The sequence below is a fragment of the Streptomyces sp. ADI95-16 genome (assembly GCF_003721495.1).
Taxonomy (GTDB): domain Bacteria; phylum Actinomycetota; class Actinomycetes; order Streptomycetales; family Streptomycetaceae; genus Streptomyces; species Streptomyces goshikiensis.
Map to the genome: position 1 here is coordinate 5,774,073 of NZ_CP033581.1, position 13,986 is coordinate 5,788,058.

Annotated in this window: 13 protein-coding genes; 11 read left to right on the forward strand and 2 right to left on the reverse strand. The window is 72.1% G+C overall.

The features are described 5' to 3' along the window. Positions 1-16: 16 nt before the first annotated feature. From recG to mutM, 8 genes are all read left to right on the forward strand, one after another. A complete protein-coding gene (recG, locus tag EES41_RS25960; protein WP_123080525.1) occupies positions 17-2,218 on the forward strand; it encodes an ATP-dependent DNA helicase RecG in 2,202 nt (733 codons plus the stop codon). 61 nt (positions 2,219-2,279) lie between these two features. Beyond that, positions 2,280-2,858 (forward strand): 16S rRNA (guanine(966)-N(2))-methyltransferase RsmD, encoded by a 579-nt coding sequence (gene rsmD, locus EES41_RS25965; protein WP_073776578.1) that lies wholly within the window; start codon positions 2,280-2,282, stop codon positions 2,856-2,858. A gap of 14 nt (positions 2,859-2,872) precedes the next feature. Continuing rightward, the gene (gene coaD / locus EES41_RS25970) at positions 2,873-3,352 is read left to right on the forward strand and encodes a pantetheine-phosphate adenylyltransferase (RefSeq protein ID WP_174261841.1); all 480 of its coding nucleotides are present in this window, start codon (positions 2,873-2,875) and stop codon (positions 3,350-3,352) included. 104 nt (positions 3,353-3,456) lie between these two features. Next, positions 3,457-4,524: an ATP synthase F0 subunit B gene (locus EES41_RS25975; RefSeq protein ID WP_123080527.1), complete on the forward strand. Its 1,068-nt coding sequence runs from the start codon at positions 3,457-3,459 to the stop codon at positions 4,522-4,524. Between the two features lie 77 nt (positions 4,525-4,601). Next, complete coding sequence (locus EES41_RS25980) at positions 4,602-5,300, forward strand: DUF177 domain-containing protein (protein ID WP_229895075.1); 699 nt, start codon at positions 4,602-4,604, stop codon at positions 5,298-5,300. A gap of 2 nt (positions 5,301-5,302) precedes the next feature. Continuing rightward, entirely contained in the window at positions 5,303-5,476 is a 174-nt protein-coding gene (gene rpmF, locus EES41_RS25985; protein ID WP_003965982.1) for a 50S ribosomal protein L32, read from the forward strand. A gap of 19 nt (positions 5,477-5,495) precedes the next feature. Next, positions 5,496-6,329, forward strand: coding sequence for a ribonuclease III (gene rnc / locus EES41_RS25990; RefSeq protein WP_123080528.1), 834 nt, complete (start codon positions 5,496-5,498; stop codon positions 6,327-6,329). Between the two features lie 133 nt (positions 6,330-6,462). Then, entirely contained in the window at positions 6,463-7,323 is an 861-nt protein-coding gene (mutM, locus tag EES41_RS25995) for a bifunctional DNA-formamidopyrimidine glycosylase/DNA-(apurinic or apyrimidinic site) lyase (RefSeq protein WP_123080529.1), read from the forward strand. Here the strand turns inward: mutM and EES41_RS26000 are convergent. Both EES41_RS26000 and EES41_RS26005 read right to left on the reverse strand, forming a co-directional pair. Continuing rightward, positions 7,296-7,697, reverse strand: coding sequence for a helix-turn-helix domain-containing protein (locus EES41_RS26000; RefSeq protein ID WP_073776565.1), 402 nt, complete (start codon positions 7,695-7,697; stop codon positions 7,296-7,298). The two genes, mutM and EES41_RS26000, sit on opposite strands and share 28 nt — an antisense overlap. Positions 7,698-7,775: 78 nt before the next feature. Further along, a complete protein-coding gene (locus EES41_RS26005) occupies positions 7,776-8,774 on the reverse strand; it encodes a CAP domain-containing protein (RefSeq protein ID WP_123080530.1) in 999 nt (332 codons plus the stop codon). Between the two features lie 131 nt (positions 8,775-8,905). Here EES41_RS26005 and EES41_RS26010 point away from each other — a divergent pair, with 131 nt between their 5' ends. The 3 genes from EES41_RS26010 to EES41_RS26020 all read left to right on the forward strand — a co-directional run bounded on the left by EES41_RS26010 (position 8,906) and on the right by EES41_RS26020 (position 13,803). Beyond that, positions 8,906-9,187 (forward strand): acylphosphatase, encoded by a 282-nt coding sequence (locus EES41_RS26010; RefSeq protein ID WP_008739932.1) that lies wholly within the window; start codon positions 8,906-8,908, stop codon positions 9,185-9,187. A gap of 349 nt (positions 9,188-9,536) precedes the next feature. Then, complete coding sequence (locus EES41_RS26015) at positions 9,537-9,752, forward strand: hypothetical protein (RefSeq protein WP_008739933.1); 216 nt, start codon at positions 9,537-9,539, stop codon at positions 9,750-9,752. Between the two features lie 139 nt (positions 9,753-9,891). Further along, entirely contained in the window at positions 9,892-13,803 is a 3,912-nt protein-coding gene (locus EES41_RS26020; RefSeq protein ID WP_123080531.1) for an AAA family ATPase, read from the forward strand. The last annotated feature ends 183 nt before the right edge of the window (positions 13,804-13,986 follow it).

A 13,986-nucleotide genomic window follows, 5' to 3' on the forward strand; every position in this document is an offset into this window, starting at 1 on the left:
AGCGGCATGGTGTGCAATGGAACACGTGCCCGCGCTCGACGAAGACCTCAAGAAGACGCTCGGCCCCGCCACCGCCAAGGTGCTGGCCGAACAGCTCGGCCTGCACACGGCCCTGGACCTGCTCCACCACTACCCGCGCAAGTACGCGGAGCGCGGCGAGCTGACCGCGCTGACCGAACTCGCCGACCAGCTCGACGAGCACGTGACGGTGGTGGCACAGGTCGCGGACGCCCGGATCCTCACCTTCAACGGCGGCCGCGGCAAACGCCTCGAAGTCACCATCACCGACGGCAACGGCCGCCTCCAGCTGGTCTTCTTCGGCGCCGGAGTCCACAAACCGCACAAGGAGCTGCTGCCCGGAACCCGCGCCATGTTCGCGGGCAAGGTCGGCATGTTCAACCGCAAGCTCCAGCTCTCCCACCCCGCCTACGAGCCCCTCGGCGCGGACGCCTCCGACCAGGACGCCGCCAGCGCCTTCGCCGGCCGCCTCATCCCGATCTACCCGGCCTGCGCCAAGCTGGAGTCCTGGAAGATCGCCAAGTGCGTGGACGCCGTCCTGCCCAGCGCCCAGGAGACCGTGGACCCGCTGCCGCCCGCCCTGCGCGAGGGCCGCGGCTTGGTCCCGCTCACCGAGGCCCTGCTGAAGATCCACCGCCCGGCCACCAAGGCCGACGTCGAGGACGCCCGCCAGCGCCTGAAGTGGGACGAGGCCTTCGTCCTCCAGGTCGCCCTGGCCCGCCGCCGCCGCGCCGACTGCCAGCTCCCGGCCGTCCCCCGCCGCCCCGCCCCCGGCGGCCTGCTCGACGCCTTCGACGCCAAACTCCCCTTCACCCTCACCGAAGGCCAGCAGACCGTCTCGAAGGAGATCTTCGACGACCTCGCCACCGACCACCCCATGCACCGCCTCCTCCAGGGCGAAGTGGGCAGCGGGAAGACGATGGTGGCGCTGCGGGCCATGCTCGCCGTCGTGGACTGCGGCGGGCAGGCCGCGATGCTCGCGCCCACCGAGGTGCTCGCGCAGCAGCACCACCGGTCCATCACCGAGATGATGGGCGAACTCGCCGAGGGCGGCATGCTCGGGGGCTCGGACCAGGGCACCAAAGTCGTGCTGCTCACCGGGTCCATGGGGATGCCGGCGCGCCGGAAGGCGCTGCTCGACCTGGTCACCGGCGAGGCCGGCATCGTCATCGGCACCCACGCCCTGATCGAGGACAAGGTGCAGTTCCATGACCTCGGCCTGGTCGTGGTGGACGAGCAGCACCGCTTCGGCGTCGAGCAGCGCGACGCGCTGCGGTCCAAGGGGAAGCAGCCCCCGCACCTGCTCGTGATGACCGCGACCCCGATCCCGCGGACCGTCGCCATGACCGTCTTCGGCGACCTGGAGACCTCCGTCCTCGACCAGCTGCCGGCCGGGCGCTCCCCGATCGCCACCCACGTGGTGCCCGCCAAGGACAAGCCGCACTTCCTGGCCCGGGCCTGGGAGCGGGTCCGCGAGGAGGTCGGGAAGGGCCACCAGGCCTACGTGGTCTGCCCGCGGATCGGGAACGGCGACGAAGAGGCGGCCGACCCCAAGAAGAAGTCCGCCGAGGCCGAGGGGGACAAGCGGCCGCCGCTCGCCGTCCTGGAGATCGCCGACGAACTGCGCGGCGGCCCGCTGGCCGGGCTGAGCGTCGAGGTGCTCCACGGCCGGATGGACCCCGCCGACAAGGACGACGTCATGCGCCGGTTCGCCGCCGGCGAGGTCAAGGTGCTGGTCGCCACCACCGTCATCGAGGTCGGGGTGAACGTCCCCAACTCCACCGTCATGGTGATCATGGACGCCGACCGGTTCGGCGTCTCCCAGCTCCACCAGCTGCGCGGCCGCGTCGGCCGCGGCTCCGCCCCCGGACTGTGCCTGCTGGTCAGCGAGATGCACGAGGCCAGCCCCGCCCGGGCCCGGCTCGCGGCCGTGGCCGCCACCCTGGACGGCTTCGAGCTCTCCCGGATCGACCTGGAGCAGCGCCGCGAGGGCGACGTGCTCGGGCAGGCCCAGTCCGGGGTCCGCTCCTCGCTGCGGATGCTCGCCGTCATCGAGGACGAGGAGGTCATCGCCCAGGCCCGGGAGGAGGCCACCCGCGTCGTCGCCGAGGACCCCGAACTGGAGCGGCTGCCGGGCCTGAAGCTCGCGCTGGACGCCCTGCTGGACACCGAGCGGGAGCAGTACCTGGAGAAGGGCTGAGCGGCACGACCTATCGTGGAACCCCTGTACGTTTCTCCGCCTCCCCACCGAAGGACCCCAGATGACCCGCGTGATCGCCGGCAGCGCCGGCGGGCGACGGCTCGCCGTGCCGCCCGGCACCGGCACCCGCCCGACCTCGGACCGGATGCGCGAAGGGCTCTTCTCCACCTGGGAGTCCCTGCACGGCGTCGAGGGAGCCCGGGTCCTCGACCTCTACGCCGGCTCCGGCGCGGTCGGCCTGGAATCCCTCTCGCGCGGCGCCGACCGGGCGCTGCTGGTCGAGCCCGACGCGAAGGCCGCCAAGGCCATCCGGGACAACATCGAGGCGGTCGGCCTGCCCGGCGCCGAGTTCCGGGCCGGGAAGGCCGAGCAGATCGTCGCGGCCGCCGCGCAGGGGGAGCCGTACGACATCGTCTTCCTGGACCCGCCGTACGCCGTGGACCACGAGGAACTCCGCGAGATCCTGATCACACTCCGGTCCAATGGCTGGCTCACCGACGATGCACTGGTCACCGTGGAACGGAGCACCAGGAGCGGCGCCTTCCCGTGGCCCGAGGGGTTCGAGCCGCTCCGTTCGCGGAAGTACGGCGAGGGGACCCTTTGGTACGGCCGCGCCGCTTTCACCAGCGAAGAGTCATGAACGAGGGAGTTCAGTTGCGCCGCGTCGTCTGTCCGGGGTCCTTCGATCCCATCCACAACGGACACCTCGACATCATCGGACGCGCCTCCAGTCTGTACGACGTCGTGTACATCGCCGTGGGGATCAACGAGTCGAAGCAGGGCCTGTTCACCGTCGAGGAGCGGATCGAGCTGATCCGCGAGGCGACGGCCGACTACGGCAACGTCCAGGTCGAGGCCTTCCGCGGCCTGCTCGTCGACTTCTGCAAGCAGCGGGACATCCCGGCCATCGTCAAGGGCCTGCGCGCGGTCAGCGACTTCGACTACGAGCTCCAGATGGCCCAGATGAACAGGGGCCTGACGGGCGTCGAGACGCTGTTCGTCCCGACCATCCCCACCTACAGCTTCCTGTCCTCCTCCCTGGTCAAGGAGGTCGCGGCCTGGGGCGGGGACGTCGCCCACCTGCTCCCCGCGCACGTGCACGCGGCGCTCGTCGAGCGACTGGGCGAGAAGTGACGGCCTGAGGGCACCTCAGCCGGGTGCCGGGCGCCCGCCCGGTGGCCTTAAAGTCGTCCCGTCCGTCTCAGGAACCGCCCGAGGCCGAGAGAGTGCGAGCCCCCATGGACGTGCAGAAGAAGCTCGACGAGATCGTCGCGGCCGTCGGCGGCGCCCGGTCCATGCCCATGTCGGCCTCCTGCGTGATCAACCGCGCGGAGCTGCTCGCCCAGCTCGAAGAAGTGCGCCACGCCCTGCCCGGTTCGCTCGCGCAGGCGCGGGAGCTCATCGGCGACCGGGAACAGATGGTCGAGGAGGCCCGCCGGGAGGCGGACCGGATCATCGAGTCGGCGCACGCCCAGCGCGGTTCGCTGATCTCCGACACCGAGGTCGCGCGGCGCTCCCAGGACGAGGCGGACCGGATCCTGGCGGACGCCCGCCGCGAGGCCGAGGAGATCCGCGCCGAGGCCGACGACTACGTCGACAGCAAGCTCGCGAACTTCGAGGTCGTGCTCAGCAAGACCATCGGGTCGGTGGACCGGGGCCGCGAGAAGCTGCTCGGCCGCGGCCCGGGTCTGGACGAACAGGGCTACCCGGACACCGACGCCCCCGAGCCCAGCGACGACCCGCAGACGCAGCGCCGGCAGGCGGACACGTACGTGGACACCAAGCTCGCCACCTTCGAGGCGGTGCTCTCGGCGACCCTGGAGGCCGTCGGGCGCGGTCGCCAGAAGCTGCTGGGCCGGGTCCCGACGGACGACCTCGGCGCGCACATGGCCGCCCAGGACGCGGCGGGCGCGCAGCAGTCCCGCTCGGCGAGCGACGCGGACTTCCTGGCGGGCCTCGCGGAGCCGGAGGCGCCCGTCGCCCCCCTGATCCCGGCGCAGTCCCAGCCGGAGCCGGTGTACGACGGGTACGGATACCAGCAGCCCCAGCAGCCGGCCGCGTACTCCTACCAGGACTCGTACGGCGGCTACCCGCAGCAGGCGCAGCAGCCCGACCCGTACGCCGTGTCCTACGAGCAGCAGCCGGATCCGTACGGCGGCTACGGGCAGCAGGTCCAGCAGCCCCGGGAGCAGCCGTCGCAGCAGCAGCCCGAGCACCCGCAGCAGGCCGCGCTCGACGAGACCAGCTTCTTCGACACGAGCATGATCAACCTGGACCAGCTGCGCCAGTACGAACAGGGTCGCTAGCCCGGATTGGGCTCAGAGCGAAGCGCCGGGTATCCTGGCTCTTCGGTCGCGCGTATGCACCGCGGTCCATGCTGCCCTTGAGCGGCAGCATATTTGATCTTCAGCGATCTGTGAAAGCAGGAACGGCCCTGAATACCCGCCTCGACCACCGCAACCCCCTCGTGTTCGACACGCACGAGCTGGGTCGGCGTCCTGGTGCCATGCAGCGGCTGTCCCGTGAGATCGCGGCACCGGCGGACCTCGGTCTCGCCGGCGTCATCGGGGTTCCGGAAGGCGCCCCGCTGAAGCTCAACCTCCGGCTGGAGTCGGTCATGGAAGGGGTGCTTGTCACAGGCACCGTCCGTGCATCGGCGACGGGGGAGTGCGTAAGGTGTCTGGAGTCCGTCGAGCGCGAGCTCAAGGCGGACTTCCAGGAGATGTTCTCGTACCCTGACGCCGACGACCGGGGCCGCGCAGCGGAGCCGGCCGACGACGCCGAGGACGACGAGGACACGCTTCACCTTGAGGACGGCTTGTTCGACCTCGAACCCGTGCTGCGCGACGCGGTGGTGCTCGCACTTCCGCTGCAGCCGGTGTGCCGGGAGGACTGTCTCGGACTGTGCCCCGATTGCGGGCTCAGCCTGAACGACGACCCGGACCACCACCACGACGCCGTCGACATCCGTTGGGCGGCATTGCAGGGACTCGTCGTGACCGATCAGGACGACGAGAAGGACAACATGAGCGGCACTGCCTCTGACGGAGTTCAGGGCGCCGCCGAGAAGCAGGAGAAGTAGCCGTGGCTGTTCCGAAGCGGAAGATGTCGCGCAGCAACACGCGCCACCGCCGGTCGCAGTGGAAGGCTGCGGTCCCCACCCTGGTTTCGTGTGAGCGTTGCCAGGAGCCGAAGCTCCAGCACATCGCGTGCCCGAGCTGCGGCACCTACAACAAGCGCCAGGTCCTCGAGGTCTGAGCGGCTGGTGAGAGGCGCAATGTCTGAGCTGTCCAACGCTGAGAAGCAGGCAGACAGTAACAACGCGGCCTCGTCCCACACGCTTCTGGAAGGGCGGCTCGGGTATCGACTCGAGTCCGCCCTTCTGGTGCGTGCGCTGACCCACCGCTCGTACGCGTACGAGAACGGCGGTCTGCCCACCAACGAACGGCTGGAGTTCCTCGGGGACTCCGTGCTGGGCCTGGTGGTCACGGACACGCTGTACACGACCCACCCGGACCTGCCGGAAGGCCAGCTGGCCAAACTGCGGGCCGCTGTGGTCAACTCGCGCGCACTGGCGGAGGTCGGCCGCGGCCTCGAACTCGGCTCCTTCGTCCGGCTCGGCCGGGGCGAAGAGGGCACGGGTGGCCGGGACAAGGCCTCCATCCTCGCCGACACCCTTGAAGCGGTGATCGGCGCGGTCTACCTCGATCAGGGCCTCGACGCGGCCTCGGAGCTGGTGCACCGGCTCTTCGACCCGCTCATCGAGAAGTCCTCGAACCTCGGGGCCGGCCTGGACTGGAAGACCAGTCTCCAGGAGCTGACGGCGGCAGAAGGACTTGGTGTACCGGAATATCTGGTCACCGAGACCGGACCGGACCACGAGAAGACCTTCACCGCTGCCGCCCGCGTCGGTGGTGTCTCGTACGGCACCGGCACCGGCCGCAGCAAGAAGGAAGCGGAACAGCAGGCGGCGGAGTCCGCGTGGCGCGGGATCCGTGCCGCCGCGGACGAGCGGATCGCGGCGGCAGCGGCCGCGGCTTCCGCTGTCGTGCCCGCCAAGGCCGAGGACGACGGGGCGCCGATGCCCGCCGATCCGACGCCGGGCGTCTGACCCTTCCTTCACCCGTCCTCAGGGACACCCGCCCGCCCCCGCACCGCGGGGGCGGGCGGCCCCGTTTGCGGCCCGCGGCGGCCGGTAGGCTCGGGCGGAGGAAGAGATCCGCGCCACTCCCGGAGGAACCACCGTGCCCGAGCTGCCCGAGGTCGAAGTCGTCCGGCGCGGACTGGAGCGCTGGGTGGCCGGGCGGACCATCGAGGACGTCGAGGTACTGCACCCGCGGGCCGTGCGCAGGCACCCCGCCGGGGGCGTGGACTTCGCCGCGCGGCTGCGGGGCGAGACCGTCGGAGTGCCCCAGCGGCGCGGGAAGTACCTCTGGCTGCCCATCGCGGGGCGGGACCTGTCCGTGCTCGGTCACCTCGGCATGAGCGGGCAGCTGCTCGTGCAGCCGGCCGACGCCCCCGACGAGAAGCACCTGAGGATCCGGGTCCGCTTCGACGACGCCGCCGGCACCGAGCTCCGCTTCGTCGACCAGCGCACCTTCGGCGGGCTCTCGCTCCACGACAACACCCCCGACGGGCTCCCCGACGTCATCGCCCACATCGCGCGCGACCCCCTGGACCCGCTGTTCGACGAGGCCGCCTACCACCTGGCGCTGCGTGCCAAGCGGAGCACCGTCAAACGGGCCCTGCTGGACCAGTCCCTGATCAGCGGGGTCGGCAACATCTACGCGGACGAGGCGCTGTGGCGCGCCCGGCTGCACTACGAGCGCCCCACCGCCACCCTCACCCGCCCCCGGAGCGCGGAACTCCTCGGGCACGTGCGGGACGTGATGAACGCGGCCCTCGCCGTGGGCGGCACCAGTTTCGACAGCCTCTACGTCAACGTGAACGGGGAGTCCGGGTACTTCGACCGCTCCCTCGACGCCTACGGGCGGGAGGACGAGCCCTGCCGACGCTGCGGTACGCCGGTGCGCCGGCGGCCGTGGATGAACCGGTCCAGCTACTTCTGCCCGCGCTGTCAGCGGCCGCCGCGCGTGGTGTCGTAGGCCTGGCGGGCGGTCAGCACCTGCTCCATGCTGCCCTCCAGGAGGTGGATCAGCGCGACCAGCCGGCCGGCGACCTCGCGGCCGAGCGGGGTCAGCTCGTAGTCGACGCGCGGCGGGTTCGTCGGCTGCGCCTCGCGGTGGACGATGCCGTCGCGCTCCAGCGCCTGAAGGGTCTGGGAGAGCATCTTCTCGCTCACGCCGTCGACCCGGCGCCGCAGCTCGTTGAAGCGGCACGGGCCCTCGCGCAGGGCGCCGACGGTGAGGCTGCCCCAGCGGCCGGTGACGTGTTCCAGGGTCTCGCGGGACGGGCAGGCGCGCGCGAAGACGTCGAAGGGCGGGGGCTCGACGGCTTCGGTGCTGACGGGGGTCTCCATGACGAAAGCGTACTCCCGCGGCGCTAACCGGGGGAGTGCGCTTTCCCGTAGTTAGCGATCATGCGGGCCGGGCGGGCTTCAGAAGCCGAAGTCCTGGGTCCACCACGGGCCGCCGTCGGCGAAGTAGGCGCCGACGCCCAGGGTGCGGAACTCGCAGTTGAGGATGTTCGCCTTGTGGCCCGGGCTGTTCATCCACGCCTTCATCACGGCCTCGGCGTCACCCTGGCCCCGGGCGATGTTCTCGCCGCCGAGACCGACGATGCCGGCGTTCTGGGCGCGGACCCAGGGGGTGTTCCCGTCGGGGTCGGTGTGGTCGAAGAAGCCCCGTACGGCCATGTCCTTGCTGAACGCCGAGGCCAGCGTCGCGAGCGGGGGGTTCGCCCGGACCGGACCGCAGCCGGCCTGCGCCCGCTCCTGGTTCACCAGGGTGACCACGGCGGCCTCCTCGGCGGAGTGGCCGTCGCCGGTCGCCGGGGCGGCGGTGGACGGGGCCGGGGTGGGCGTCGGCGTGGGCGTCGGGGTCGGAGTGGGCGTCGGCGTGGGCGTCGGCTGGGGAGGCGTCGGCTTCGGCTTCGGCGGTACCGGCTTGGGCGGTACGGGCTTTGGCAGTGCCGGCTTTGGCAGTGCCGGCTTCGGGGCGGCCGGCTTCACCGGCGCCTTGGTGGGGGCGGCCGGGGAGGGCGTCGCGGTCGCCGAGGCGGCGGGCGCGGGGGCCGAGGGAGACGGGGAGGGGGAGGCCGGCTTCGACGGGGACGTCGAGGGCGAGGGCGGGACCGAGGGGGAGGCGGTGCCCGCGCCGGGACCGGTGGAAGCGCGGCCGGACAGGTTGGCGAGGCCGCTCTGCTGCTGCCCCACCGCGTCCCGCTCGGGCGTGGCCTTGGCGCCGGCCTCGGTCTTCCCCTCCGCCTTGGTCTCGGTGCCGACGTACGGGAAGGCGCTGCCGACCGGCACCACTCCGGTGGTGATCACGGCCGCGGTGCCGAGGGCCACGGCCACGGAGACGCCGAGCAGGCCGTTGCGCACGACGGCGCGCTTACCGGCGCTGCGCGGCGCGGCGTGGAGTCCGTGGCGTCCCATGGAGGCCGACCTTTCCTTGCAAGTGCGGATGTGCTCACCCAAAAGGGTGAGGACGGGTGGAGCGCGACTTTAGCCCATGGGGCCAGGGGGGCGATGTGACCGGAATTTGTTTGCCCGGTTAGCGTTCACGCATGAATGCAGACGTGCGCATGACCGCGTGGGTACGCGGCCGTGTACAGGGAGTGGGCTTCCGTTGGTTCACCAGGGCCAATGCTCTGGAGATCGGCGGGGTCGTCGGCTTCGCGCTCAATCTCGACGACGGCCGAGTACAGGTGGTGGCCGAAGGTCAACGTGAGAATTGCCACCGGCTGCTGGAGTGGCTCACCTCCGCCGACACGCCCGGGAGGGTCGACGGAGTGACAGAGATCTGGGGCACACCGCGCGGTGGCTACGACGGGTTCGCGATCAGATGACCGATCGACTGATCATGCCCTGATCAGATCTCTCTATGGTCCGCACATGGTCGGATCTGCGCATTCATCGCCGACACGTTGCCGCGGCGCGCGAATCGTGGAAGGCTCGGAACCGAGGATGATCTCCACGCCCCTTGCGAGGGCCGGGCTGCCCGCCGATACGGGGCGTGATCGTGTTGACCGTCAAACTTTTTGGTGAGACTCTGGAAGCCCCGCGCACCTGAGCTGTTTGGCAGTAGTGGCAGTAGTAAGCGCAGTGACTGTCAGTCGCTGCCGGACATCCGCGGGTGCGATTCCCTCACGACCCACACCGCTTCGGTCGGTCACTCAGTGTGGAGGACCATCCATCATGGCAAAGGCGCTTCTCGGTTACGTCGGCGGCTCCGATCCGCGACTCCTCGCCGAGATGCGACGGCTTCAGCAGCGCGTCCAGGACCTTGAGTCCGAGCTCGTACGGATTCAGTCCGAAAATGACGCGCTGAACGCGGCCGCCGCTCAGCACGGAGACTCGCTGCTGGACAGCATCGGTATCGACGTACCCCAGGCGGAGCCTGCGCTCACCTGACCCGCGCTCAACTCGTCGCTCGACTCCAGCCCCGCATGATCTGCAAGGGACGCCTCGGCGTCCCTCTTTCTTTCCCGGCTCTCCGGCTCACCGGCGCTTTCATCGGTGAATCCGGGCGCGAAAGGTAGAGTCCGGCGGCGTGCACCTCAAGTCCCTGACCCTGCGCGGCTTCAAATCATTCGCTTCCGCAACGACCTTGCGCTTCGAGCCGGGCATCACCTGTGTGGTGGGCCCGAACGGCTCGGGCAAGTCCAATGTGGTGGACGCGCTGTCCTGGGTCATGGGCGAGCAAGGGGCCAAATCCCTGCGCGGCGGGAAGATGGAGGACGTCATCTTCGCCGGCACGACCGGGCGTCCGCCGCTCGGCCGCGCGGAGGTCTCCCTGACCATCGACAACTCCGACGGCGTACTGCCGATCGACTACGCCGAGGTCACCATCACGCGGATCATGTTCCGCGGGGGCAGCAGCGAGTACCAGATCAACGGTGACACCTGCCGCCTGCTCGACATCCAGGAGCTCCTCTCCGACTCCGGCATCGGACGCGAGATGCACGTCATCGTCGGCCAGGGCCAGCTGGACTCCGTCCTGCACGCCGATCCGATGGGCCGCCGGGCGTTCATCGAGGAGGCGGCCGGCGTACTGAAGCACCGCAAGCGGAAAGAGAAGGCGCTGCGGAAGCTCGACGCGATGCGGGCCAACCTCGCGCGCGTACAGGACCTGACGGAGGAGCTCCGCCGGCAGCTCAAGCCGCTGGGGCGGCAGGCGGCCGTGGCCCGGCGGGCGGCCGTGATCCAGGCGGACCTGCGCGACGCGCGGCTGCGGCTGCTCGCCGACGACCTCGTGACGCTGCGGGGCGCGCTGGACGCGGAGATCGCGGACGAGGCGGCGCTGAAGGAACGCAAGGAGTCCGCGGAGGCCGAGCTGGCGGCCGCGCTGCGGCGGGAGGCGGCGCTGGAGGCGTCCGTACGGGAACTCGCGCCGCGCCTTGCCCGGGCCCAGCAGACCTGGTACGAGCTGTCGCAGCTGGCCGAGCGGGTACGGGGGACCGAGTCCCTCGCGCAGGCGCGGGTGAAGTCGGCGTCGGCCCCGGTGGAGGACGAACGGCGGGGCCGCGATCCGCAGGACATGGAGCGGGAGGCCGCGCGGATCCGCGAGCAGGAGGCGGAGCTGACGGCCGCGCTGGAGGCCGCGTCGCGGGCGCTGGAGGACACCGTCGAGCACCGGGCGGAGCTGGAGCGCTCGCTGGCCGAGGAGGAGCGGCGGCTACGGGACGCGGCGCGGGCCATCGCGGACCGGCGCGAAGGGCTGGCGCGGCTGACGGGCCGGCTGGGCGCGGCCAGGTCCCGGGCGGGATCGGCGCAGGCGGAGATCGACCGGCTGGTGGCGGCGCGGGACGAGGCGCGGTCGCGGGCGGCGGCCGCGCAGGCGGAGTACGAGGCGCTGGCGGAGGAGGTCGGGGGGCTCGACGACGCGTCGGTGGAGGCGGAGTACGAGGCGGCGCGGGTCGCGCTGGCGGCGGCGGAGGCGGAGCTGCTGGCCGCGCGGGACGGGCTGGCGGAGACGGAGCGCTCGCGCGCGGCGGTGGCGGCGCGGCGGGACGCGTTGGCGCTGGGGCTGCGGCGCAAGGACGGCACCGGGGCGGTGCTGGCCGCGCGGGAGCGGCTGGAGGGGCTGCTGGGTCCGGCGGCGGAGCGGGTGTCCGTGGCGGCGGGGTACGAGGTCGCGGTGGCGGCGGCGTTGGGGGCGGCGGCCGACGCGGTGGCCGTTGCCACGGTGAGCGGGGCGGCGGCGGCGATCCGCCACCTCCGCACCACCGACGCGGGCCGCGCCACGTTCCTGATCACCCCGCCACTTCCGGCGAATCCCGCGCTCCCGGGCCAGGTTCCGTCCCCGGGCGATTCCTTGTCGCCGGGCCGTACCGAGGTGCCGGGTGACGGTGTGCTTCCCGCGCAGGGGGGTGGGGGAGGGTTTCCCCACCCCGGCCCCTCCCGGTACCGGGGCACCGTGCCTCGGGCGGGCGCCCCGGCGCCGGACGGTGTCGCCGGTCAGGTCGACCGGGGCCCGGGCGGGCAGGCGGAGCCGCACCATCAAGCCCCGCCGGCGATTGAGGCGCGGGGGTTCGGGGGCGGAGCCCCTGACGGCGGGGCCGTCGGGGTGGCGACGGCCGTCGGCCCGGGCGACGGGTCCCTGATCGTGGCGGTGGCTCCCGGTGACGGGGGCGCCGTCGGCACCGGCGGCGGGGGGCCGGGTGGCGTGCCCGCCGGGGGGTTGGTGAGCGGGGAGGACGGTGCGGTGCGGGCCCTGCGGGCGGTGTTGCGGGACTTCGTCGTCGTCCGGGGGCTCGATGAGGCGCAGGCGCTGGTCGCGGCGCGGCCCGAGGCGGTGGCCGTGACCGCCGAGGGGGACGTCCTCGGGGCGCATCTCGCGCACGGGGGGTCGGCCGGTGCGCCGAGCCTCATCGAGGTGCGGGCCGCCGTGGACGAGGCCGCGGCCGAGCTGGCCCGGCTCGACGCGCGGCGGGAGACGGCCGTCGGCCGGCGGCAGGCCGCGCAGGAGCGGCGGGAGGCGGCCGGCGCCCTCGTCGAAGACCTCGGGCGCCGCCGCCGGGCCGCCGAACAGGCCAGGTCCGGCGTCGCCCAGCAGCTCGGGCGGCTCGCCGGGCAGGCGAAGGGCGCGGCCGGTGAGGCCGAGCGCGGGGCGACGGCCGCCGCCAGGGCGCAGGACGCGCTGGAGCAGGCGCTCGCCGAGGTCGAGGAGTGCGCCGAGCGGCTCGCGATCGCCGAGGAGATGCCCGTGGAGGAGGAGCCGGACACCGCCGCGCGGGACCGGCTCGCCGCGGACGGGGCCAACGCCCGCCAGACGGAGATGGAGGCCCGCCTCCAGCTCCGTACCCACGAGGAACGGGTCAAGGGCCTGGCCGGCCGCGCCGACGGGCTGGACCGCGCGGCGCGGGCCGAACGCGAGGCCCGGCAGCGCGCCGAGCGGCGCCGGGTCCGGCTGCGGCACGAGGCCGAGGTGGCCCGGGCCGTCGCCGACGGCGCCCGGCAGCTGCTCGCGCACGTCGAGGTGTCGCTGCGCCGCGCCGAGCGGGAGCGTTCCGCCGCCGAGCACGCCAAGGGCCTGCGCGAGCGGGAGCTCGACGGCGCCCGGGGCCGCGGCCGGGACCTGAAGGGCGAGCTCGACAAGCTCACCGACTCCGTGCACCGCGGCGAGGTGCTCGGCGCCGAGAAGCGGCTGCGGATCGAGCAGGTCGAGGGCCGGGCGCTGGAGGAGTTCGGGGTGGAGGCGGCCGCGCTGGCCGCCGAGTACGGGCCGGACCAGCCGGTCCCGCCGAGCCCGCCCGCCGAGGGGGAGCGGCTGCCGGAGGATCCGGAGCACCCCCGCAACCTGCCCGGCCCCTTCGTACGGGGTGAGCAGGAGAAGCGGCTCAGGGCGGCCGAGCGGGCGTACCAGCAGCTCGGCAAGGTCAACCCGCTCGCGCTGGAGGAGTTCGCGGCGCTGGAGGAGCGGCACCAGTTCCTGAGCGAGCAGCTCGACGACCTGCGCAGGACGCGGGCCGATCTCCTTCAGGTCGTGAAGGAGGTCGACCAGCGCGTCGAGCAGGTCTTCACCGAGGCGTACCGGGACACGGCCCGGGAGTTCGAGGGCGTGTTCTCGCGGCTGTTCCCCGGCGGCGAGGGCCGGCTGGTCCTGACCGATCCGGACGACATGCTGGCCACCGGGGTGGACGTGGAGGCGCGCCCGCCCGGCAAGAAGGTGAAGCGGCTGTCGCTGCTCTCGGGCGGCGAACGCTCGCTGACGGCCGTGGCGCTGCTGGTGTCTATCTTCAAGGCGCGGCCCAGCCCGTTCTACGTGATGGACGAGGTCGAGGCCGCGCTCGACGACACCAACCTCCAGCGGCTGATCCGGATCATGGAGGAGCTCCAGGAGAGCTCACAGCTGATCGTCATCACGCACCAGAAGCGGACGATGGAGGTCGCGGACGCGCTCTACGGCGTCTCCATGCAGGGCGACGGTGTCTCCAAGGTCATCAGTCAGCGTCTCCGCTGACCTTTATCTCTTCATGTAGTGAACACAAAGAGCCCCAACCTTGTGAACAATCCGGTTCATCTTCACTCTTGACTTCGGAAAGTGAAGCCATAGGCTCTGCTGTGCCGTGTTGACGTTCAGGTGGTGGCGAGCAGTTTGCTGTGCGCCACTAGAGGAACACGAGCAACGACGAAACCCCCACAC